Origin of the sequence: Pseudomonas sp. V98_8 (genome assembly GCF_029967975.1) — a bacterium.
Lineage (GTDB): Bacteria > Pseudomonadota > Gammaproteobacteria > Pseudomonadales > Pseudomonadaceae > Aquipseudomonas > Aquipseudomonas umsongensis.
Genome location: NZ_JASCAE010000080.1, coordinates 1 through 22,284, shown reverse-complemented (window position 1 = coordinate 22,284; position 22,284 = coordinate 1). Strand labels below are relative to the sequence as shown.

The 22,284-nt window shown below is 60.7% G+C and carries 16 protein-coding genes; 11 read left to right on the top strand and 5 right to left on the bottom strand.

Annotation, left to right across the window (positions count from 1 at the left end; all coding sequences use genetic code 11):
- Positions 1-36 precede the first annotated feature (36 nt).
- Both QLG10_RS24085 and QLG10_RS24080 read left to right on the top strand, forming a co-directional pair.
- Entirely contained in the window at positions 37-1,188 is a 1,152-nt protein-coding gene (locus QLG10_RS24085) for a TDT family transporter (protein WP_282488165.1), read from the top strand.
- A gap of 105 nt (positions 1,189-1,293) precedes the next feature.
- Positions 1,294-3,168 (top strand): MFS transporter, encoded by a 1,875-nt coding sequence (locus tag QLG10_RS24080; RefSeq protein ID WP_110746380.1) that lies wholly within the window; start codon positions 1,294-1,296, stop codon positions 3,166-3,168.
- A gap of 103 nt (positions 3,169-3,271) precedes the next feature.
- Here the strand turns inward: QLG10_RS24080 and QLG10_RS24075 are convergent, their stop codons facing one another.
- The 5 genes from QLG10_RS24075 to QLG10_RS24055 form a co-directional block, all read right to left on the bottom strand.
- A complete protein-coding gene (locus tag QLG10_RS24075; protein ID WP_110746382.1) occupies positions 3,272-4,198 on the bottom strand; it encodes a GGDEF domain-containing protein in 927 nt (308 codons plus the stop codon).
- Between the two features lie 362 nt (positions 4,199-4,560).
- The gene (locus QLG10_RS24070) at positions 4,561-5,301 is read right to left on the bottom strand and encodes a YciK family oxidoreductase (RefSeq protein WP_020800132.1); all 741 of its coding nucleotides are present in this window, start codon (positions 5,299-5,301) and stop codon (positions 4,561-4,563) included.
- Positions 5,302-5,476: 175 nt separating this feature from the next.
- Complete coding sequence (mupP, locus tag QLG10_RS24065) at positions 5,477-6,148, bottom strand: N-acetylmuramic acid 6-phosphate phosphatase MupP (protein WP_110746384.1); 672 nt, start codon at positions 6,146-6,148, stop codon at positions 5,477-5,479.
- A gap of 4 nt (positions 6,149-6,152) precedes the next feature.
- Positions 6,153-6,851 carry a bifunctional 2-polyprenyl-6-hydroxyphenol methylase/3-demethylubiquinol 3-O-methyltransferase UbiG gene (ubiG, locus tag QLG10_RS24060; protein WP_008065228.1) on the bottom strand — a complete coding sequence of 233 codons (699 nt, stop codon included), beginning with the start codon at positions 6,849-6,851 and terminating at the stop codon, positions 6,153-6,155.
- Between the two features lie 58 nt (positions 6,852-6,909).
- Positions 6,910-8,244 carry a TRZ/ATZ family hydrolase gene (locus QLG10_RS24055; protein WP_110746386.1) on the bottom strand — a complete coding sequence of 445 codons (1,335 nt, stop codon included), beginning with the start codon at positions 8,242-8,244 and terminating at the stop codon, positions 6,910-6,912.
- Positions 8,245-8,352: 108 nt separating this feature from the next.
- Between QLG10_RS24055 and mtnA the strand changes: the two genes are divergently transcribed.
- The 9 genes from mtnA (at position 8,353) to QLG10_RS29650 (ending at position 21,271) form a co-directional block, all read left to right on the top strand.
- Positions 8,353-9,429, top strand: a complete 1,077-nt coding sequence (gene mtnA, locus QLG10_RS24050) for an S-methyl-5-thioribose-1-phosphate isomerase (RefSeq protein ID WP_110746388.1) — start codon at positions 8,353-8,355, stop codon at positions 9,427-9,429.
- 426 nt (positions 9,430-9,855) lie between these two features.
- Positions 9,856-12,510, top strand: coding sequence for a DNA gyrase subunit A (gene gyrA, locus QLG10_RS24045; RefSeq protein ID WP_110746389.1), 2,655 nt, complete (start codon positions 9,856-9,858; stop codon positions 12,508-12,510).
- A 250-nt stretch (positions 12,511-12,760) separates the two neighbouring features.
- Positions 12,761-13,846 carry a 3-phosphoserine/phosphohydroxythreonine transaminase gene (serC, locus tag QLG10_RS24040; protein WP_083348475.1) on the top strand — a complete coding sequence of 362 codons (1,086 nt, stop codon included), beginning with the start codon at positions 12,761-12,763 and terminating at the stop codon, positions 13,844-13,846.
- Positions 13,846-14,940 carry a prephenate dehydratase gene (gene pheA, locus QLG10_RS24035; protein ID WP_007939916.1) on the top strand — a complete coding sequence of 365 codons (1,095 nt, stop codon included), beginning with the start codon at positions 13,846-13,848 and terminating at the stop codon, positions 14,938-14,940. The genes serC and pheA overlap by 1 nt, the downstream gene beginning before the upstream one ends.
- A gap of 13 nt (positions 14,941-14,953) precedes the next feature.
- On the top strand, positions 14,954-16,066 hold the full coding sequence (hisC, locus tag QLG10_RS24030) for a histidinol-phosphate transaminase (protein ID WP_282488164.1): 1,113 nt from the start codon (positions 14,954-14,956) through the stop codon (positions 16,064-16,066).
- 28 nt (positions 16,067-16,094) lie between these two features.
- Positions 16,095-18,302, top strand: coding sequence for a bifunctional prephenate dehydrogenase/3-phosphoshikimate 1-carboxyvinyltransferase (locus tag QLG10_RS24025; protein ID WP_282488178.1), 2,208 nt, complete (start codon positions 16,095-16,097; stop codon positions 18,300-18,302).
- Positions 18,299-18,988 (top strand): (d)CMP kinase, encoded by a 690-nt coding sequence (cmk, locus tag QLG10_RS24020; protein ID WP_020800123.1) that lies wholly within the window; start codon positions 18,299-18,301, stop codon positions 18,986-18,988. The genes QLG10_RS24025 and cmk overlap by 4 nt, the downstream gene beginning before the upstream one ends.
- Before the next feature lie 119 nt (positions 18,989-19,107).
- The gene (gene rpsA, locus QLG10_RS24015) at positions 19,108-20,802 is read left to right on the top strand and encodes a 30S ribosomal protein S1 (RefSeq protein ID WP_020800122.1); all 1,695 of its coding nucleotides are present in this window, start codon (positions 19,108-19,110) and stop codon (positions 20,800-20,802) included.
- Positions 20,803-20,932: 130 nt separating this feature from the next.
- Positions 20,933-21,271 carry a hypothetical protein gene (locus QLG10_RS29650; RefSeq protein ID WP_349016959.1) on the top strand — a complete coding sequence of 113 codons (339 nt, stop codon included), beginning with the start codon at positions 20,933-20,935 and terminating at the stop codon, positions 21,269-21,271.
- Positions 21,272-22,284: the final 1,013 nt, after the last annotated feature.

The window sequence follows — 22,284 nt, the reverse complement described above, 5'->3', positions numbered from 1 at the left end:
GATGGACTCCACCTCACGTGAGGACAGGAGTTCGCCATGACATGCCCTAATACGCTCAAGTCCGGAATCAAGCCGTTCAGCCATTTGCAGCACCCGCGCGAAGTCATCCGCCAGTTCACCCCCAACTGGTTCGCCGCCACCATGGGCACCGGCGTGCTGGCCTTGGCGCTGATGCAATTGCCCGTTGCCAATCCAGTCCTGCGCACCATTGCCGAAGGACTTTGGCTGTTCAATATCTTTTTGTTCCTGTTGTTTACGCTGCTGTACGCGGCGCGTTGGGTGATGTTTTTCGATGAGGCGCGGCGGATTTTCGGCCACTCCACGGTGTCGATGTTTTTCGGCACGATTCCCATGGGCCTGGCGACCATCATCAATGGCTTTGTACTCTTCGGCTTGCCGCGCTGGGGCGAGGGAGTGATTCATCTGGCAGAGGCCTTGTGGTGGCTGGACGTGGCGATGTCCGTGGCGTGCGGAGTGCTCATTCCCTTCCTGATGTTCACCCGCCAGGAGCACAGCATCGATCAGATGACCGCTGTATGGCTGCTGCCGGTGGTGGCAGCGGAAGTCGCGGCCGCCAGCGGGGGCTTGCTGGCGCCACACCTGGCCGATGCGCATGGGCAACTGGTGATGCTGGTGACCAGCTACGTGCTCTGGGCATTTTCCCTGCCGGTGGCGTTCAGCATCCTGACGATTCTGCTGCTGCGCATGGCGCTGCATAAACTGCCCCACGAAAACATGGCGGCTTCGAGCTGGCTGGCACTCGGGCCGATCGGTACCGGTGCCCTGGGCATGTTGCTGTTGGGCGCCGACGCGCCGGCAATTTTTGCCGCAAACGGTTTGTCGGGTGTCGGTGAAATTGCTGCGGGGCTGGGGCTGGTTGCCGGGATCACCCTGTGGGGCTTTGGCCTGTGGTGGATGCTGATGGCGGTGCTGATTACCTTGCGTTATCTGCGCGCCGGCATTCCTTTCAATCTCGGCTGGTGGGGTTTCACCTTTCCGTTGGGCGTCTATTCTCTGGCAACGTTGAAACTGGCCAGCACGCTGCACCTGGTGTTTTTCAGTGTCTTTGGTTGTGTGCTGGTGAGCCTGCTGATCGTGATGTGGCTGATCGTCGCCAAGCGTACGGTGCAAGGCGCCTGGCGCGGCGAGTTGTTTGTCTCGCCGTGTATTGCAGGATTAAAGAAATAACCGGCAAAGATTAGGTAATGTGTGGCCTGGATCGACGTGCGACATTCCAATGACGGTATCCACGCCATTCGTTACCCACTCACAAGCTTCAGGGACACATGGAAGATGAGTCACCCTTCACAGTTCACCTTGCTGCGCACCCGGCGTTTCCTGCCGTTCTTCGTGACCCAGTCCCTCGGGGCGTTCAACGACAACATCTTCAAGCAGTCGTTGATCCTCGCCATCTTGTACAAGCTGGCGATCGAAGGCGACCGTTCGATCTGGGTCAACCTGTGTGCGCTGCTGTTCATCCTGCCGTTTTTCCTGTTTTCGGCGCTGGCCGGGCAGTTCGGCGAGAAGTTCGCCAAGGATGCGTTGATCCGCCTGATCAAGCTTGGGGAAATCGTCATCATGGCGGTGGGCGCGGTGGGCTTCCTGTTCGATCACCTGTCGTTGATGTTGCTGGCCCTGTTCGCCATGGGCACGCACTCGGCGTTGTTCGGGCCGGTGAAGTACTCGATCCTGCCCCAGGCCCTGCATGAAGACGAACTGGTGGGTGGCAACGGCCTGGTGGAAATGGGCACCTTCCTGGCCATTCTGGCCGGGACCATCGGCGCCGGTATCATGATGTCGTCCAGTCATTACGCGCCGGTGGTTTCCACCGCGATCATCGCTATCGCCGTGCTCGGTTACCTGGCCAGTCGCGGCATTCCGCGGGCCGCGGCGGCCTCGCCGGAGATGCGCCTGAACTGGAACATCTTCAGTCAGTCCTGGGCCACCCTGAAGCTGGGCCTCGGCCAGACCCCGGCGGTGTCGCGTTCGATCGTCGGCAACTCATGGTTCTGGTTTGTCGGGGCGATCTACCTGACGCAGATCCCGGCCTATGCCAAGGAATGGATGCACGGTGACGAAACCGTCGTGACCTTGATCCTGACGGTGTTCTCGGTCGGCATTGCCGTGGGCTCGATGCTTTGCGAAAAACTCTCCGGGCGCAAAGTCGAAATCGGCCTGGTGCCGTTCGGCTCATTCGGATTGACGGTGTTTGGCTTGTTGCTGTGGTGGCATTCCGGCGGGATTCCCGACAGCGCCGTGGGCCATGGCTGGCTCGAGATCCTTGGTTTCGGTCACGCCTGGCTGGTATTGCTCGACATCCTCGGCCTGGGCGTGTTCGGCGGTTTCTACATCGTGCCGCTGTATGCCTTGATCCAGTCGCGCACCGCCGAGAACGAACGGGCCCGGGTGATCGCCGCCAACAATATTCTCAACGCGCTGTTCATGGTGGTGTCGGCGATCGTCTCGATCATCCTGCTGAGCCTGGTCAAGCTGTCGATACCGCAGTTGTTCCTGGTGGTGTCGTTGCTCAACATCGGCGTCAACGCCTACATCTTCAGGATCGTTCCCGAATTCACCATGCGCTTCATGATCTGGCTGCTCAGCCATTCCATGTACCGCGTAGAGCATCGCAACCTCGACATGATTCCCGATGAGGGGGCGGCGTTGCTGGTGTGCAATCACGTGTCGTTCGTCGATGCCTTGTTGATAGGCGGTGCGGTGCGTCGACCAATCCGCTTCGTGATGTACTACAAGATCTATAACTTGCCGGTGCTCAATTTCATCTTTCGCACCGCGGGGACGATTCCGATCGCGGGTCGTCATGAAGATATCCAGATCTACGAAAAAGCCTTTACGCGCATCGCGAAATACCTGAAGGACGGAGAGTTGGTGTGCATCTTTCCCGAGGGCAAATTGACCACCGATGGCGAGATCAACGAGTTCAAGGGTGGGCTCACGCGCATTCTCGAAGAAACGCCGGTGCCGGTCATTCCCCTGGCATTGCAGGGGTTGTGGGGCAGTTTCTTCAGCCGCGATCCGGGCAAGGGGCTGTTTCGCCGGTTGTGGTCGCGGGTGACGCTGGTGGCGGGGCCGATGGTGGCCGTCGAAGCGGCGCAACCGGCCCGGTTGCAGGCTATGGTGGGTGAGTTGCGTGGGGCGGTGCGCTAACCCGGCCTACCGGCCGGCCCGATCGGGACCCGAATGCGTTACACCCTGTAGGAGCCGGCTTGCTGGCGATGGCAGCCTTGAATTTTGCATCGAATTCGAACTATCACCCCGCCATCGTCAAGCGGTTACGCCCCTCGCGCTTGGCGACGTACAGCGCGCTGTCGGCCCTGCGCAACAGGCTCTCGGCGGATTCGCCGGGCAGCAGGGTCGAGCAGCCGAGGCTGACGGTCAGCTCCACCGTGCGGCCATCGGCTGGATAATCCTCGGCCTGCGCTGCGCACCGCAGGCGTTCGCCGACCAGCGCTGCCGCTTCCCGGCTGGTGTTGGATAACAAGATCAGGAACTCTTCGCCACCGTAGCGAAACACCATGTCGACGTTGCGCAACTGATTCTTGATCGAGGCGGCCACCGCCTTGAGCACGTCATCACCGGCGCCATGCCCATGGGTGTCGTTGACCCGCTTGAAGTGATCGATGTCCAGCATCAACAGCGACAGGGGCTGCATATGACGTCGCGCCAGCTCGATTTCCCGCTGCAGCGTCTGGTCCATGGCGATGCGATTGCCGGTGTCGGTCAGCGGGTCACGCAATGCACTTTGGGTGGCGGCGCGGTACAACAGGGTATTGCGCATAGGGTAGAGCAACGCGGCCAGCAGAGACTCGAGGTTGGCCTGTTCCTGTTCGCTGAAGCGCTGGTTGCGGCGAAAGGTCAGTTCGCCCAGGTGCTCGCCTTCGTGGCTCAGGCTATAGCTGATCGAGTGGTGTCCGCGCTGGCCGAATTCCAGGCGCAAGTCACTGCTCTTGTGCTGGTAGATCAAGGCATCAAGGGGGACCAGTCGCTGGATTTCGCGGTAGAACAGCCCGAGTATGCGTTGCGGCTCAAGGCTGGTTTGCAGCTGCAGGTTCAACTGCTGGCGCAGTTGCGCAAGGCTGACGGGCCTCTCCAGAATCGGTGGCTGCTGCCCAAAGCCCAGGCGTTGCAATTTGGCGCTGTCAAAGTCAATTGCGTTGGACTGGGAAGGTGGTTTCATAGGGCGTGCGCCTTTGAGCAGTAAGGCTGTCTTACAAGCTGGGTGCGAGCGCCTCTTGGCTACGCGTCATACTGGTCCGTCAGTCCCGTAGGACATTTCGTACAAGCTTAATCTGCTTTATCGCAGATTAGTAATCGGCAATTTTTGCATTGCGCTCTCTGCTTTCCCACGGCCTGTTCAGGCATATTCCCAGCGAAAGTCGTGCCAAGTAACCGGATTTTATTAAAAGCCCTTACCAATCAATAGGTTGACAGGCGATAAAGCGGGCGAGGGCAATTGTGCGACGGTTGTTTGACTGAAAGCCTGTTGTAACGGGCATGCCGCGTCGGGAAATCGACGCGGCACAAAAGCGACGGACGGTATTACTGGGCGTTGAATGCCTGGCCGTTGATGCCGGTGCTGTCCGGGCCCATGAGGTAGAGGTAGACCGGCATGATCTCCTCAGGCGTTGGGTTGTTCAGCGGGTTTTCGCCCGGATACGCCTGGGCGCGCATGCTGGTGCGAGTGGCCCCCGGGTTGATGCTGTTGGAGCGGACCGGCGCCACGCCGTCGACTTCGTCGGCCAGCGTTTGCATCAGGCCTTCGGTGGCGAATTTCGAGACCCCGTAGGCGCCCCAATACGCGCGACCCTTGCGCCCGACGCTGCTCGAGGTGAACACCACCGAGGCGTCCTGGGACAGCTTGAGCAGTGGCAACAGGGTACTGGTCAACATGAACATGGCGTTGACATTGACCTGCATGACGCGCATGAAGTTTTCCCCGGACAGCTGTTCGATCGGGGTGCGCGGGCCGATGATCGATGCGTTGTGCAGCAAGCCATCCAAATGCCCGAATTCGCTTTCGATCATCGCGGCCAGCTCATCGTATTGATGGGGCAGGGCGGTCTCGAGGTTGAACGGGATCACGGCCGGTTGCGGATGGCCGGCGGCTTCGATCTCGTCGTAGACCTGGGTCAGGTTGGCTTCGGTCTTGCCCAGCAACAGGACGGTGGCGCCATGGGCGGCATAGGTTTTGGCGGCGGCAGCGCCAATGCCACGACCGGCACCGGTGACCAGGATGACCCGGCCTTTGAGCAGATCGGGGCGGGCGGAATAATCAAACATGAAAAACCTCACGAAAACAGACGACAGATCGCGGCGCGGCCATTCGCGGGCAAGCCCGCTCCCACAGGTCCGGTTGAGGGTACAGAATTTCTGATCACCCCGGACCCTGTGGGAGCGGGCTTGCCCGCGAAGGCGTCAGCATTCACGCCGTATTCCAAAAATCAGGAACCGGCTCTCAGCAGCTACACAAAGCGCTATCCAGAACCTTGCGCAACTCCAGCGGATGATCGACCACCACATCCGCCCCCCAATGCCGCGGATTGTCATCCGGGTGGATGTAGCCGAACGTCACGGCTGCCGTCCGGGTGCCGGCATCGCGCCCCGATTCGATATCGCGCAGGTCATCGCCCACGAACAGCACGCTGGCCGGATCGAGGTCGAGCATCTTGCAGGCGAGGATCAACGGCTCCGGGTCCGGCTTGCTGTTCTTCACGTGATCCGGGCAGATCAGCAGGGCCGAACGCTCGGCCAGCCCCAGCTGCTGCATGATCGGCTCGGCGAAACGCAGCGGCTTGTTGGTGACCACGCCCCAGATCAGGTTGGCCTTCTCGATATCGGCCAGCAGCTCACCCATGCCGTCAAACAGTTTGCTGTGCACCGCGCAGCCCACCAGGTAACGTTCAAGGAACTCCAGGCGCAATGCCTCAAAGCCCGGGGACTCCGGGTCCATGGAGAAGGTCACTGCGACCATCGCCTTGGCACCGCCGGAGATTTCGTCGCGGATGTGCTTGTCGTTGATCGGCGGCAAGCCGCGGTCGGCACGCATCGCCTGGCAAATCGCAATGAAGTCCGGCGCGGTGTCGAGCAGGGTGCCGTCCATGTCGAAAAGAACTGCTCTGATACGCATCGGCTTACTCCTCGCGCAGGGTCTGGATCATGTAGTTGACGTCCACGTCGGACGCCAGTTTGTAATGCTTGGTCAGCGGGTTGTAGGTCAGGCCAATGATGTCCTTGACGGTCAGGCCGGCCATGCGGCTCCACGCACCGAGCTCGGAAGGGCGAATGAATTTCTTGAAGTCATGGGTGCCGCGTGGCAACAGCTTCATGATGTATTCGGCGCCGACGATGGCGAACAGGTACGCCTTCGGGTTGCGGTTGATGGTGGAGAAGAACACCTGGCCGCCCGGCTTGACCATGCGGAAACAGGCGCGGATCACCGAGGACGGGTCCGGTACGTGCTCGAGCATTTCCAGGCAGGTCACCACGTCGAACTGTTCAGGCATTTCCTCGGCCAGGGCCTCGGCGGTGATCTGCCGGTATTCGACGTTCACGCCCGATTCCAGCTGATGCAGCTGTGCCACCGCCAGTGGCGCTTCGCCCATGTCGATACCGGTCACGGTCGCGCCGCGCTGGGCCATGGCTTCACTGAGGATGCCGCCGCCGCAACCGACGTCGAGGACTTTCTTGCCAGCCAGGTTGACGCGTTCGTCAATCCAGTTCACACGCAGCGGATTGATGTCATGAAGCGGTTTGAATTCGCTCTCGCGGTCCCACCAGCGATGGGCCAGGGCCTCGAATTTGGCGATTTCGGCGTAGTCGACGTTGCTCATGGTTTAAGTCCTCTAAAACTTGAAAAATCCTGTAGCCCCGATGTTGAGTCGGGGAGGCTTACGATTCTTTGCGGCCGCTGATGCGCTGGCCCCAGGCCTTGGCGGTGGCGACGAGTTGTTGTTCATCCACGCGTGTCAGGCGGCGGTCGTCGAGCAGTTGCTTGCCCGCGACCCAAAGGTGTTTCACGCAATCGCGGCCGGACGCATATATAAGCTGCGATACCGGGTCATAGACCGGTTGCTGGGCCAGGCCCGAGAGGTCGAACGCCACGATGTCGGCGGCCTTGCCGATTTCCAGCGAGCCCACCTCGGCTTCGATCCCCAGTGCGCGTGCGCCGTTGAGGGTGGCCATGCGCAGGGCGCTGTGGGCGTCCAGTGCGGTGGCCGAGCCTGCGACGGCCTTGGCCAGCAGGGCGGCGGTGCGGGTTTCGCCCAGCAGGTCCAGGTCATTGTTGCTGGCGGCGCCGTCGGTGCCGAGGGCCACGTTGACCCCGGCCTGCCACAAGCGCTCCACCGGGCAGAAACCGCTGGCCAGCTTCAGGTTCGACTCCGGGCAGTGAATGACATGGGTGTTGCTTTCTACCAGCAGCGCCAGGTCTTCGTCGCTGACCTGGGTCATGTGCACCGCCTGGAAACGCGGCCCCAGCAAGCCCAGGCGCGCCAGGCGGGCCAGCGGCCGTTCACCCTGCTGTTCGAGGGCTTGCCGCACCTCGAAGGCGGTTTCATGCACATGCATGTGGATCGACGCATCCAGCTCTTCGGCGATGACCCGGATCTTTTCCAGGTTTTCATCGCCCACGGTGTAGGGAGCATGGGGCGCGAAGGTGATTTTGATGCGTTCGTGATGCTTGAGATCGCCGAACATTTCGACACCTTGGCGAATCGCCTCGTCCGCCGTGCTGGCGCCCGGGATCGGGAAATCGAGGATCGGAATCGCAATTTGCGCGCGAATGCCGCTGTTGTGCACGCACTCGCTGGCAACCTTCGGGAAGAAATACATGTCAGAGAAGCAGGTGATGCCGCCCTTGAGCTGCTCGGCGATGGCCAGGTCCGTGCCGTCGCGGACGAAATCCTCGTCGACCCACTTGGCCTCGGCCGGCCAGATGTGGTTTTCCAGCCAGGTCATCAGCGGCAGATCGTCGGCCAGGCCGCGAAACAGGGTCATTGCCGCATGCCCGTGGGCATTGATCAGGCCGGGGCTGAGCAGGATGTCCGGCAGTTCACGCACTTCGATTGCGTTAAGCTGCAGGGCGTTGCGGCGCGGACCGATGAAAACGATGCGCCCGTCGCGAATGCCCAGGCCATGATCCTTGAGCACGACGCCAGCGGGTTCGACGGGTACCAGCCAGGTTGGCAGCAACAACAGATCGAGCGCAATGGCAGTGTTCGGCATCGAGGATCGGTTCCAGGGCTTTTGTATAGGATGGCGAAGTATACCCGAGCGTCTTCGTCGGGGGATCGCTATAATCGGCGGCTTTTGTTTCTGACTGCGGGGTGTGGGATGCGCGATCGACTGTTGGCTGCTGAGAAGGTTAAGGCCATCGATTGGCGTGATGGCACCCTGTACCTGCTGGATCAGCGTGTTTTGCCGTTCGAGCAAACCTGGATCGCCTGCACCAGTGCGACGGGCGTGGCCGAAGCCATTCGCTCGATGGTGGTGCGCGGCGCGCCAGCCATCGGCATCAGTGCGGCCTATGGCGTGGTGCTGGCGGCGCGGGCCCGATTTGCCGAGGGTGGCGATTGGCAGGAAGCGCTGGAAGAGGATTTCGCGCAGCTGGCCGCCACCCGTCCGACCGCGGTCAACCTTTCCTGGGCACTCGGTCGCATGCGCGAGCGCCTGGCTCGACTGAAAAAGCATGCCGACCCCTTGTCCGTGCTGGAGGCCGAGGCCCTGGCCATCCATGAAAGCGACCGCGAAGCCAACCTGACCATGGCGCAACTGGGCGTCGACCTGATCCGCAAGCACCAGGGCAACGCCCAGGCGATCCTGACCCACTGCAACACCGGCGCGCTGGCCACCGGTGGCTTCGGCACGGCGCTGGGGGTGATTCGCGGCGCCTTCATCGAGGGCATGGTCGAGCGCGTGTATGCCGGCGAAACCCGTCCGTGGCTGCAAGGCTCGCGACTGACCGCCTGGGAGCTGGCCAACGAAGGCATCCCGGTGACCCTCAGTGCCGATTCCGCTGCTGCGCACATCATGAAGACCAAGGGCGTCACCTGGGTCATCGTCGGGGCAGACCGCATCACCGCCAATGGCGATGTGGCCAACAAGATCGGCACCTACCAATTGGCCGTCAATGCCATGCACCACGGGGTGCGCTTCATGGTGGTGGCGCCGAGCTCGACCATCGACATGGACCTGGCCAGCGGCGACGATATCGTGCTCGAGGAGCGCGATGAGCGCGAATTGCTGGAGGTGGGTGGCCAGCGGCTCGGGGCCGATATCGATGCGTTCAACCCGGTGTTCGACGTGACCCCGGCGGACCTGATCGACGTGATCGTCACCGAAAAAGGCATCGTCGAGCGCCCGGATACGGCGAAGATGACGCAGTTGATGTGCCGCAAGCGCCTGCATTAAAGGTATTGGGTGTCTGATAAATCGCCTTCGCGGGCAAGCCCGCTCCCACAGGCTTTGTGTGCGCCGCAAAACACTGTAGGAGCTGGCTTGCCAGCGATGAGGCCCTAAAAGTCAATGAAATGCCCTGAATCCGGCCCGATTTCTTTATTCAACACTGCTCTAAGCCCCTCTCGTCCCCTTCAAGCCTGTCATCGGTCAACTAACTATGCTCCATGCGCATCAGGGGGATAGGTGCGTGGCGGCTCTTGTGATAACATCCGGCGGTTTCCAAGGTTGCCCCGCGGGGTGATCTTTACTGCGCAGATCCATGGCATAACTCGTTGATTTGTCGTAAGTCGGTGCATGGCACTCAGCCTGCAGCGGCGAGCTTCGTTCGTCCCATATGGATGAGACGAAGTTTCACCAGAAAAAGGAATCAGGCTTCTCATGGGCGAACTGGCCAAAGAAATCCTCCCGGTCAATATCGAAGACGAGCTGAAGCAGTCCTATCTCGACTACGCGATGAGCGTAATTGTCGGGCGGGCACTGCCGGATGCGCGCGATGGCTTGAAGCCCGTGCACCGGCGCGTGCTGTTCGCGATGAGCGAGCTGGGCAACGACTTCAACAAGCCGTACAAGAAATCTGCCCGTGTTGTCGGTGACGTGATCGGTAAGTATCACCCGCACGGTGATACCGCGGTGTACGACACCATCGTTCGGATGGCCCAGCCATTCTCCCTGCGCTACCTGCTGGTAGACGGCCAGGGCAACTTCGGTTCGGTGGACGGCGACAACGCCGCGGCCATGCGATACACCGAAGTGCGCATGACCAAGCTGGCGCACGAGCTGCTGGCTGACCTGCATAAGGAAACCGTGGACTGGGTGCCGAACTACGACGGCACCGAAATGATCCCGGCGGTCATGCCGACCCGTATTCCCAACCTGCTGGTCAACGGCTCCAGCGGTATCGCCGTGGGCATGGCGACCAACATCCCGCCGCACAACCTCGGTGAAGTCATCGACGGTTGCCTGGCGCTCATCGACAACCCCGAGCTGACCGTCGACGAGCTGATGCAGTACATCCCCGGTCCGGACTTCCCGACCGCCGCGATCATCAACGGTCGCGCCGGCATCATCGAGGCCTACCGCACCGGTCGCGGGCGCATCTACATGCGCGCCCGCTCGATCATCGAAGACATCGACAAGGTCGGTGGCCGCCAGCAGATCGTCATCACCGAACTCCCTTACCAGCTGAACAAGGCCCGTCTGATCGAGAAGATCGCCGAGCTGGTCAAGGAGAAGAAGCTCGAAGGCATCACGGAGCTGCGCGACGAGTCCGACAAGGACGGTATGCGCGTCGTGATCGAGCTGCGTCGCGGCGAAGTGCCTGAGGTGATCCTCAACAACCTCTACGCCCAGACCCAGCTGCAAGCGGTATTCGGCATCAACATCGTCGCGCTGATCGACGGCCGTCCACGCATCCTGAACCTCAAGGACCTGCTGGAAGCCTTCGTGCGTCACCGTCGCGAAGTCGTCACTCGTCGTACCGTATTCGAACTGCGCAAGGCGCGCGAGCGTGGGCACATCCTCGAAGGTCAAGCGGTTGCCCTGTCGAACATCGACCCGGTCATCGCCCTGATCAAGGCTTCGCCGACCCCGTCGGAAGCCAAGGAAGCGCTGGTCAGCACCCCTTGGGAGTCCTCGGCGGTTGTGGCGATGGTGGAACGTGCCGGCGCAGATTCGTGCCGTCCGGAAAACCTCGACCCGCAATACGGCCTGCGCGACGGCAAGTACTTCCTGTCGCCAGAGCAGGCGCAAGCCATCCTCGAACTGCGTCTGCACCGCCTGACCGGCCTGGAACACGAAAAGCTGCTGGCCGAGTATCAAGAGATCCTCAACCAGATCGGCGAGCTGATCCGCATCCTCAACAGCGCCACGCGCCTGATGGAAGTGATCCGCGAAGAGCTGGAAGTGATCCGTGCCGAATACGGCGACGTGCGCCGCACCGAGATCCTCGATGCGCGTCTCGACCTGACCCTGGGCGACATGATCCCGGAAGAAGATCGCGTGGTGACCATTTCCCACGGTGGCTATGCCAAGACCCAGCCGCTGGCGGCTTACCAGGCCCAGCGTCGTGGCGGCAAAGGCAAGTCGGCGACCGGCGTCAAGGATGAGGACTACATCGCTCACCTGCTGGTTGCCAACAGCCACACCACGTTGCTGCTGTTCTCCAGCAAGGGCAAGGTGTACTGGCTGAAAACCTACGAAATCCCTGAAGCCTCACGCGCTGCCCGTGGTCGTCCGCTGGTCAACCTGCTGCCGCTGGATGACGGTGAATACATCACCACCATGCTGCCGGTCGAGGAATACACCGAAGGTCACTTCATCTTCATGGCCACCGCCAACGGTACCGTGAAGAAGACCCCGCTGGAATCCTTCAGCCGTCAGCGCAGCGTCGGCCTGATCGCGCTGGAGCTGGACGAGGGCGACGTGCTGATTTCCGCGGCCATTACCGATGGCGAGCGCGAAGTCATGCTGTTCTCGGACGGCGGCAAGGTGACGCGCTTCAAGGAATCCGACGTTCGTGCCATGGGCCGTACCGCTCGTGGTGTGCGCGGCATGCGCCTGCCAGAAGGGCAGAAGCTGATTTCCATGCTGATCCCGGAAGAAGGCAGCCAGATCCTCACCGCTTCCGAGCGTGGTTACGGCAAGCGTACGGCGATCACCGAGTTCCCTGAGTACAAGCGTGGCGGCCAGGGCGTGATCGCCATGGTCAGCAACGAGCGCAACGGCCGTCTGGTCGGTGCGGTCCAGGTGCTCGACGGCGAGGAAATCATGCTGATTTCCGACCAGGGCACCCTGGTGCGCACCCGTGTCGACGAAGTGTCCAGCCTGGGTCGTAACACCCAGGGCGTGACCCTGATCAAGCTGGCCAACGATGAAACGCTGGTCGGCCTGGAGCGGGTCCAGGAGCCGTCGGAAGTCGAGGGTGAAGAGCTGGAAGGTGAAGAAGGTGCTGTGTTCGAAGGCAATGCGGTGATCGACGACATCGTCGAAGACCAGCAACTCGACGCCGCCGCTGACGAAGAACCACAGGAATAAGCGGGTAAACAGGGGGCGGATGAAAATTCGCCCCCTTGTTGTTTGTCCGAGAGGAAAATGTCGACACCCATGGATATCCCCTGTGGGAGCGAGCCTGCTCGCGAAGCAGGCGCCGCGGTATCTCTGAAACACCGCGGTGATGCATTCGCGAGCAGGCTCGCTCCCACAGGTGCCTGCTTCAGCAGGGCCCCTGTGTCGATTGATAATGTGATTTATTGCGTGATACCACCAAATCAGAGCGAGATTGGATGTGAGCAAGAGAGCCTATAACTTCTGCGCCGGTCCTGCGGCGCTTCCCGAAGCTGTCCTGCAGCGCGCCCAGGGTGAACTCCTCGACTGGCACGGCAAGGGCCTGTCGGTCATGGAAATGAGCCATCGCAGCGATGAGTTCGTGTCCATTGCCACCAAGGCCGAGCAGGATCTGCGTGATCTGCTGAATATCCCCTCGAACTACAAAGTGCTGTTCCTGCAAGGCGGCGCCAGCCAGCAATTTGCCCAGATTCCGCTGAACCTGCTGCCTGAAAGCGGCACCGCCGACTATATCGACACCGGTATCTGGTCGCAGAAAGCCATCGAGGAAGCGTCGCGCTTCGGCCACGTCAATGTTGCCGCCACCGCCAAGCCCTACGACTATTTCGCCATTCCCGGCCAGAACGAATGGCAGCTGTCCAAGGACGCGGCCTACGTTCACTACGCGCCGAACGAAACCATCGGCGGCCTGGAATTCCAGTGGGTTCCCGAGACCGGTGACGTGCCATTGGTGGCCGACATGTCCTCGGACATCCTCTCGCGCCCGATCGATGTCTCGCGCTTCGGCATGATCTACGCCGGCGCCCAGAAGAACATCGGCCCAAGCGGCATCGTCGTGAACATCGTTCGCGAAGACCTGCTCGGTCGCGCCCGTTCAATTTGCCCGACCATGCTCGACTACAAGGTCGCGGCCGACAACGGCTCCATGTACAACACCCCGCCAACCCTGGCCTGGTACCTGTCCGGCCTGGTGTTCGAGTGGCTGAAAGAGCAGGGCGGTGTCGAGGCCATCGGCAAGCTCAATGACGTCAAGCAGCGCACGCTGTACGACTTCATCGACGCCAGCGGCCTCTATAGCAACCCGATCAACAAGTCGGACCGCTCGTGGATGAACGTACCGTTCCGCCTGGCCGATGACCGTCTGGACAAGCCGTTCCTGGCTGGCGCCGACGAGCGTGGCCTGCTGAACCTCAAGGGCCACCGCTCCGTGGGCGGCATGCGCGCCTCCATCTATAACGCCGTCGACATCAACGCGATCAACGCGCTGGTGGCGTACATGGCAGAGTTCGAGAAGGAACACGGCTAATGTCTGAGCAAGAACTCAAGGCACTGCGCCTGCGCATCGATGCCCTGGACGAAAAAGTCCTGGAGCTGATCAGTGAGCGCGCACGCTGCGCCCAGGAAGTTGCGCGAGTAAAGATGGCTTCGCTGGCCGAAGGCGAAGTGCCGGTGTTCTATCGTCCCGAGCGCGAAGCTCAGGTGCTCAAGCGTGTCATGGAGCGCAACCAGGGGCCGCTGGGCAACGAAGAGATGGCGCGGCTGTTCCGCGAAATCATGTCCTCGTGCCTGGCCCTCGAGCAGCCGCTGAAAGTCGCGTACCTGGGCCCTGAAGGCACCTTCACCCAGGCGGCTGCAATGAAACACTTCGGCCACGCGGTGATCAGCAAGCCGATGGCGGCCATCGACGAAGTGTTCCGCGAAGTGGCGGCCGGTGCGGTGAATTTCGGCGTGGTCCCGGTGGAAAACTCCACCGAAGGCGCGGTCAACCACACCCTCGACAGCTTCCTCGAGCACGACATGGTGATCTGTGGTGAAGTCGAGCTGCGCATTCACCACCACCTGTTGGTCGGTGAAAACACCAAGACCGACAGCATCAGCCGTATCTACTCCCACGCCCAGTCCCTGGCCCAGTGCCGCAAGTGGCTGGACGCCCACTACCCGAATGTCGAGCGCGTGGCGGTGTCCAGCAACGCCGAAGCGGCCAAGCGGGTCAAGGGCGAGTGGAACTCGGCGGCGATTGCCGGCGACATGGCGGCCGGCCTCTACGGGCTGACCCGATTGGCCGAGAAAATCGAGGACCGTCCGGACAACTCCACGCGCTTCCTCATGATCGGTAACCAGGAAGTGCCGCCGACTGGCGACGACAAGACCTCCATCATCGTCTCGATGAGCAACAAGCCGGGCGCGCTGCACGAATTGTTGGTGCCGTTCCACGACAACGGCATCGACCTGACGCGAATCGAGACCCGTCCGTCGCGCAGCGGCAAATGGACCTACGTGTTCTTCATCGACTTCGTCGGCCACCACCGCGACCCGCTGGTAAAAGGTGTGCTGGAAAAGATCAGTCAGGAAGCAGTAGCACTCAAAGTGCTGGGTTCCTACCCGAAAGCAGTTCTCTAAGGGGCGGTAGCAAATGAGTGGCAATTTCCTCGCTCTGGCACAGCCGGGCGTGCAACAACTTTCGCCTTACGTTCCGGGCAAGCCCGTGGATGAACTGGCGCGTGAGCTGGATCTCGATCCGGCCAGCATCGTCAAGCTGGCCAGCAACGAAAACCCGTTGGGCGCGAGCCCCAAGGCCCTGGCCGCCATCCGTGATGCCCTGGTCGAACTGACCCGTTATCCAGACGGCAATGGTTTTGCGCTCAAGACCCTGCTGGCCGAACAGTGCCGCGTCGAGCTGAACCAGGTGACATTGGGCAACGGCTCCAATGACATCCTTGAGCTGGTGGCGCGCGCCTACCTGGCGCCGGGCCTGAATGCGGTGTTCAGCGAGCATGCGTTTGCGGTCTACCCGATCGTGACCCAGGCCGTCGGCGCCCAGGCCAAGGTCATTCCGGCCAAGGACTGGGGGCATGACCTGCCGGCCATGCTGGCGGCCATCGACGCCAATACCCGCGTAGTCTTCATCGCCAACCCGAACAACCCGACCGGGACCTGGTTCGATACCGAGGCGCTGGACGAATTCCTCCAGGACGTGCCTGAGCACGTGTTGGTGGTGCTGGACGAGGCCTACATCGAATACGCCGAAGGCAGCGACCTGCCGGACGGCCTGGACTTCCTGGCGGCATACCCGAACCTGCTGGTATCGCGCACGTTCTCCAAGGCCTACGGCCTGGCGGCATTGCGCGTCGGTTATGGCTTGTCCACCGCCGTGGTCGCCGACGTGCTGAACCGCGTGCGCCAACCGTTCAACGTCAACAGCCTGGCCTTGGCCGCTGCGTGCGCTGCGCTGCAGGACGCCGAATACCTGGCGGAAAGTCGTCGCTTGAACGAGTCGGGCATGCAGCAACTGGAAGCGGGTTTCCGTGAGTTGGGGCTGGGCTGGATTCCTTCCAAGGGCAATTTCATCTGCGTTGATCTGGGTCGCGAAGCGGCCCCGGTGTTCCAGGGCTTGCTGCGTGAAGGCGTGATCGTGCGCCCGGTGGCCAACTACGGCATGCCGAACCACTTGCGCGTAACCATCGGTCTGCCGGCGGAAAACAGCCGCTTCCTTGAGGCGCTGGCCAAGGTTATGGCCCGTGGTTGATGTCACTGTGCCGCAACCTGCTGAGCCGTTGATCGGGCGCCTGGTGGTGGTCGGCCTGGGGTTGATCGGCGGTTCGTTTGCCAAGGGTTTGCGCGAAAGTGGCCTGTGCCGCGAAGTGGTCGGGGTCGACCTCGACCCGCAGTCGCGCAAGCTGGCCGTTGAATTGGGCGTGGTGGATCGTTGCGAAGAAGACCTGGCGGTGGCTTGCCAGGGTGCCGATGTGATCCAGTTGGCTGTGCCGATCCTCGCCATGGAAAAAATGCTCGGCCGATTGGCCGGCATGGACCTGGGGCAAGCGATCCTGACTGACGTTGGCAGCGCCAAGGGCAACGTCGTGCGTGCGGCGAGCGAAGCCTTTGGCGGCATGCCGGCGCGTTTCGTGCCAGGCCATCCGATCGCCGGTTCCGAGCAGAGCGGGGTGGAAGCCTCCAATGCCGACCTGTTCCGTCGCCACAAAGTGATTCTCACGCCGCTGGATCAGACCGATCCGCAAGCCTTGGCCGTGGTCGATCGCCTGTGGCGCGAACTGGGCGCCGATGTCGAGCACATGCAGGTCGAACGGCACGACGAAGTGCTGGCAGCCACCAGTCATCTGCCGCACTTGCTGGCATTCGGCCTGGTCGACTCGCTGGCCAAGCGCAATGAAAATCTTGAGATCTTCCGTTACGCTGCGGGCGGTTTCCGCGATTTCACAAGAATCGCCGGGAGCGACCCGGTCATGTGGCATGACATCTTCCTCGCTAACCGCGAGGCTGTCCTGCGCACACTCGATACATTTCGCAGCGACCTCGACGCCTTGCGCGACGCGGTCGATGCAGGGGATGGGCACCAATTGTTGGGCGTTTTCACGCGCGCCCGGGTTGCCCGCGAGCATTTCAGTAAAATCCTGGCCCGTCGGGCCTATGTGGACGCTATGAATTCCAACGATCTGATTTTCCTGGCTCAACCTGGTGGCCGCCTGTCCGGTCGGATTCGCGTACCAGGTGACAAGTCGATTTCCCACCGTTCGATCATGCTGGGCTCCCTGGCCGAAGGCGTCACCGAAGTCGAAGGTTTCCTCGAGGGCGAAGACGCCCTGGCGACCCTGCAGGCGTTCCGTGACATGGGCGTGGTCATCGAAGGCCCGCACCATGGTCGCGTGACCATCCACGGCGTCGGCCTGCATGGCCTCAAGCCAGCACCGGGCCCGATCTACCTGGGTAACTCCGGCACTTCGATGCGCCTGTTGTCCGGCCTGCTGGCCGCGCAAGACTTCGACAGCACCCTGACCGGCGACGCTTCGCTGTCCAAGCGGCCGATGAATCGCGTGGCCAACCCGCTGCGCGAGATGGGCGCCGTCATCGAAACCGCTGCCGAAGGTCGTCCGCCGATGACCATCCGTGGCGGCCACAACCTCAAGGGCCTGACCTACACCATGCCGATGGCCAGTGCCCAGGTTAAATCCTGCCTGCTGCTGGCGGGGCTGTACGCTGAAGGCAAGACCACCGTCACCGAACCTGCGCCAACCCGCGACCACACCGAGCGCATGCTGCGTGGCTTCGGCTACCCGGTGAGCGTTGATGGTGCAACGGCCTCGGTCGAGTCCGGCGGCAAGCTGACCGCGACCCATATCGAAGTGCCGGGCGACATCTCGTCCTCGGCGTTCTTCCTGGTGGCCGCATCGATCGCCGAAGGTTCGGAGCTGGTGCTCGAGCATGTCGGCATCAACCCGACCCGCACCGGCGTCATCGACATCCTGCGCCTGATGGGCGCTGACATCACCCTGGAAAACCAGCGTGAAGTAGGTGGCGAGCCAGTGGCTGACCTGCGCGTGCGGGCAGCTAAACTCAAAGGTATCGAGATTCCCGAAGCGCTGGTTCCGCTGGCCATCGACGAATTCCCGGTGCTGTTCGTGGCTGCCGCCTGTGCCGAAGGGCGCACCGTGCTGACCGGCGCCGAAGAACTGCGGGTCAAGGAGTCGGACCGTATCCAGGTCATGGCCGATGGCCTGCTGGCACTGGGTGTCAAATGCCAGCCGACGCCGGACGGCATCATTATCGACGGCGGCCAGATCGGCGGCGGCGAAGTGCACGGCCACGGCGACCACCGGATTGCCATGGCCTTCAGCGTCGCCTCGCTGCGCGCCACTGCACCGATCCGCATCCATGACTGCGCCAACGTCGCGACCTCGTTCCCCAACTTCCTCGCGCTGTGCGCGCAGGTTGGTATCCGCGTTGCCCAAGAGGCTCAGTCGTGAAGCGCATTGCACCGGTCATCACCATTGATGGGCCAAGCGGCTCGGGCAAAGGCACCATCGCCGGAATCCTGGCTCGGCGCCTGGGCTGGAACCTGCTGGATTCCGGTGCGCTGTACCGCCTGCTGGCCTTCGCTGCGCACAACCACGGCGTCGACCTGACCAATGAAGAGCTGCTGAAGAAACTCGCCGCTCATCTGGATGTGCAATTTATCGCGGCGACCGAAGGTCAGCTGCAGCGCATCATCCTGGAAGGGGACGAGGTCAGCGACGTGATCCGTACCGAAAGCGTCGGCTCGGGTGCCTCCCAGGTGGCGGCATTGCCCGCGGTGCGCGAGGCGCTGCTTCAGCGCCAGCGCGCCTTCCAGGAAGCGCCGGGCCTGGTGGCCGATGGTCGCGACATGGGCACGGTGGTGTTTCCGGATGCGCCGCTGAAGATTTTCCTGACCGCCAGTGCCGAGGAAAGGGCGCGTCGTCGATATTTGCAGTTGAAGGGCAAAGGCGACGATGTTAGTCTGTCGAGTCTGCTAGATGAGATCCGTGCACGCGACGAGCGTGACACCCAGCGAGCGGTAGCCCCGCTTAAACCGGCGGCTGACGCCATACAGCTGGATTCCACGGAGTTGTCCATCGACCAGGTGCTGGAACGCATCATGAGCGAGATCGCCATTCGCGATATCGCCGGGTGACCAAGAAGGCCGCAGGGGACCAGTCATAGTCCTGGGGCGCTTCTTTTAAATGAAACTAACCCACACCGTCTGGGGTGTGGAGATGGGCGTATCCTTCGCCCTCATTCACAGGAATTAAAATGAGCGAAAGCTTTGCGGAACTCTTTGAAGAAAGCCTAAAAACCCTGAACCTTCAGGCAGGCTCCATCATCACCGGTGTTATCGTTGATATCGATTACCAAGCTCGCTGGGTAACCGTTCACGCTGGCCTGAAGTCTGAAGCACTCATCCCGCTTGAGCAGTTCTACAACGACGCTGGCGACCTGACTATCAACGTCGGTGACGAAGTTCACGTTGCGCTGGACTCGGTTGAAGACGGCTTTGGCGAAACCAAGCTGTCCCGTGAAAAAGCCAAGCGCGCTGAATGCTGGATTGTTCTGGAAGCAGCCTTCGCAGCCGAAGAAGTGGTCAAGGGCGTTATCAACGGTAAGGTTAAAGGCGGCTTCACTGTCGACGTTAACGGCATCCGTGCGTTCCTGCCAGGTTCTCTGGTTGACGTCCGTCCAGTGCGCGACACCACGCACCTGGAAGGCAAAGAGCTGGAATTCAAGGTCATCAAGCTGGACCAGAAGCGCAACAACGTTGTCGTTTCCCGTCGTAGCGTCCTGGAAGCCGAGAACTCCGCCGAGCGCGAAGCTCTGCTGGAATCCCTGCAGGAAGGCCAGCAAGTCAAAGGTATCGTCAAGAACCTCACCGATTACGGCGCATTCGTCGATCTGGGTGGCGTGGACGGCCTGCTGCACATCACCGACATGGCCTGGAAGCGCATCAAGCATCCTTCCGAAATCGTCAACGTTGGTGACGAAATCGACGTTAAGGTTCTGAAATACGATCGCGAACGCAACCGTGTTTCCCTGGGCCTGAAGCAACTGGGCGAAGATCCATGGGTTGCTATCAAAGCCCGTTACCCAGAAGGCACTCGCGTTACCGCTCGTGTAACCAACCTGACCGACTACGGCTGCTTCGCTGAGCTGGAAGAAGGCGTTGAAGGCCTGGTACACGTTTCCGAAATGGACTGGACCAACAAGAACATCCACCCTTCGAAAGTCGTACAAGTCGGCGACGAAGTGGAAGTTATGGTTCTGGACATCGACGAAGAGCGTCGTCGTATCTCCCTGGGCATCAAGCAGTGCAAATCTAACCCATGGGAAGATTTCTCTGGCCAGTTCAACAAGGGCGATAAAATCTCCGGCACCATCAAGTCGATCACCGATTTCGGTATCTTCATTGGTCTGGACGGCGGCATCGACGGCCTGGTTCACCTGTCCGACATCTCCTGGAACGAAGTGGGCGAAGAAGCTGTTCGTCGCTTCAAGAAGGGCGACGAGCTGGACACCGTTATCCTGTCGGTTGACCCAGAGCGCGAGCGCATCTCCCTGGGTATCAAGCAGCTGGAAAGCGATCCGTTCTCCGAGTACGTTCAAGAGAACGACAAAGGCGCAATCGTTAAGGGCATCGTGAAAGAAGTTGACGCTAAAGGCGCCATCATCACCCTGGCCGACGATATCGAAGCGACTCTGAAAGCCTCCGAAATCAGCCGTGACCGCGTTGAAGACGCGCGCAACGTTCTGAAAGAAGGCGAAGAAGTAGAAGCCAAGATCATCAGCGTTGATCGCAAGAGCCGCGTAATCCAGCTCTCGATCAAGTCGAAAGACGTTGAAGACGAGAAAGAAGCTATCCAGAGCCTGCGCGACAAGCCAGTAGCTGGTGACGCTCCAGTAGCCACCACCCTGGGTGACCTGCTGCGTGCTGCACAAGCGGAAAAACAGAACTAAGTTCTGACTTTCTGTAAAAAAGGGCGACTTCGGTCGCCCTTTTTTGTGTCCATAACTCGATCCGACTTTCTGTGAGCACGGCTACGGCTTTCGCAATGGGTGCAGTGCACAGTGCGGAGATTTGGCGGACTTGCGTTACGTATGCTCGGGACGCAAAGTGGTGGCGGATGTTGATCTGGAGAGGTTCTTCGACCGTGTCGACCACAACATCCTGATGGATTGTTTGCGCAAATGGTTTGCGGTTCGGGCAGTTGTTCGGCTGATCCGCATCTATCTGGATGCGGGAACGCTGGTCAATGGTGGGGTCGATAAAAGCCGCTGCGAGGAGCCGCATAGCAACCCGTTGTCGCCATTCGTGGCGAGCGTGCCGCTGGACGAAGTGGATCGCGAGTTTGAGCGTCGAGGCTGTTGTATTGTGCGCGATGCCGAAGATGTGAATATGTACGTTCGCAGCCAGAAGGCGGGGTAATGGTTTTGCTGAGGCGTCTGTATGAATAGCTGCGCTTGAGCGTGCGTGCGAGCAAAAATGCGGTGACGAGCGTTTGGCCGCAAATTTCTAGGTTATGAGATGTAGGTATTCCGAGGTGAAGTCAAGCGTGCTTCATCCTGCAAAGCGCAGAAGCAGTTCAAGCAACGGGTAAGCTGGAACACTCGGCGCCCATGCGGCCGTAGCCTGCATCAGATCGTGGATGATCTGCGACCCTTAATTTTGAGCGGGAAAGCCTGCTTGGGGTTGTCGCAAGCCCCAGTCTTCTGGCGAGAGTTGGACGAGTGAATGAGGCGCTGGCTGCGTGGGATCCAGCTCAGCGACTGGATACAACTGGACTTATTTACTCTGAAAGAACGCATCCGCAACCCACGCACCAAATGTGCTGAGAAAAACGACCTTCGATGGAAAAGCTCACTGCGCCATTGCCAGTTTAGTGGCCAATTCCAAGCAGCGCCGTCGCGTACCTGCTCTACGATTGTCGATGGTTGTGCGGCCATAGGGGGGGCGTGAAATGTGTTTCTGGGAAATAGGGCTAGGCTTAGTTTATGGGTGCTCGATGAGGAAAGCGAAAATGGATACGTATATCGTTACGACAGCTCGGAGGGATCACGACGGTAAGTTTGTTGAGTTTGAATGGTCGAGAGTGGATGGGCACATGCACTCCGTCGGACATAGCCAGGTCGTCAGCTTTGGTCAGGTCTGCGATGCACTTGCTCGAGGCGATGAAGTTTTCGTTGGGGAGGGCCTCGGTGGAAATCGATCGAGAGTGTTTCTTGGAGTCAATGCCTCTGGCGAGCGAGTTATTGAGCTAGAGGCCAAAGTGTCAGAGCTTGAGCAAATAGGCGATCTCCCAAGGTTCTAACCTCAGCGCGCTTCAAAGTGCAAACAGGGTCACGGCTTTCTCCGGTCGGACAGTTGCCTCATTGGTTGGTGTGATTTATTGATGTGTGTGGGGGGGGGGGGGGATTGCCTAAGGGGTTGAGCATATGTTT

What these genes read in the sequence shown, in the direction of transcription:
- QLG10_RS24085 (WP_282488165.1), top strand. Translation starts at nt 37, where the DNA reads ATGACATGCCCTAATACGCTCAAGTCCGGAATCAAGCCGTTCAGCCAT.
- QLG10_RS24080 (WP_110746380.1), top strand. Translation starts at nt 1,294, where the DNA reads ATGAGTCACCCTTCACAGTTCACCTTGCTGCGCACCCGGCGTTTCCTG.
- QLG10_RS24075 (WP_110746382.1), bottom strand. Translation starts at nt 4,198, where the DNA reads ATGAAACCACCTTCCCAGTCCAACGCAATTGACTTTGACAGCGCCAAA.
- QLG10_RS24070 (WP_020800132.1), bottom strand. Translation starts at nt 5,301, where the DNA reads ATGTTTGATTATTCCGCCCGCCCCGATCTGCTCAAAGGCCGGGTCATC.
- mupP (WP_110746384.1), bottom strand. Translation starts at nt 6,148, where the DNA reads ATGCGTATCAGAGCAGTTCTTTTCGACATGGACGGCACCCTGCTCGAC.
- ubiG (WP_008065228.1), bottom strand. Translation starts at nt 6,851, where the DNA reads ATGAGCAACGTCGACTACGCCGAAATCGCCAAATTCGAGGCCCTGGCC.
- QLG10_RS24055 (WP_110746386.1), bottom strand. Translation starts at nt 8,244, where the DNA reads ATGCCGAACACTGCCATTGCGCTCGATCTGTTGTTGCTGCCAACCTGG.
- mtnA (WP_110746388.1), top strand. Translation starts at nt 8,353, where the DNA reads ATGCGCGATCGACTGTTGGCTGCTGAGAAGGTTAAGGCCATCGATTGG.
- gyrA (WP_110746389.1), top strand. Translation starts at nt 9,856, where the DNA reads ATGGGCGAACTGGCCAAAGAAATCCTCCCGGTCAATATCGAAGACGAG.
- pheA (WP_007939916.1), top strand. Translation starts at nt 13,846, where the DNA reads ATGTCTGAGCAAGAACTCAAGGCACTGCGCCTGCGCATCGATGCCCTG.
- hisC (WP_282488164.1), top strand. Translation starts at nt 14,954, where the DNA reads ATGAGTGGCAATTTCCTCGCTCTGGCACAGCCGGGCGTGCAACAACTT.
- rpsA (WP_020800122.1), top strand. Translation starts at nt 19,108, where the DNA reads ATGAGCGAAAGCTTTGCGGAACTCTTTGAAGAAAGCCTAAAAACCCTG.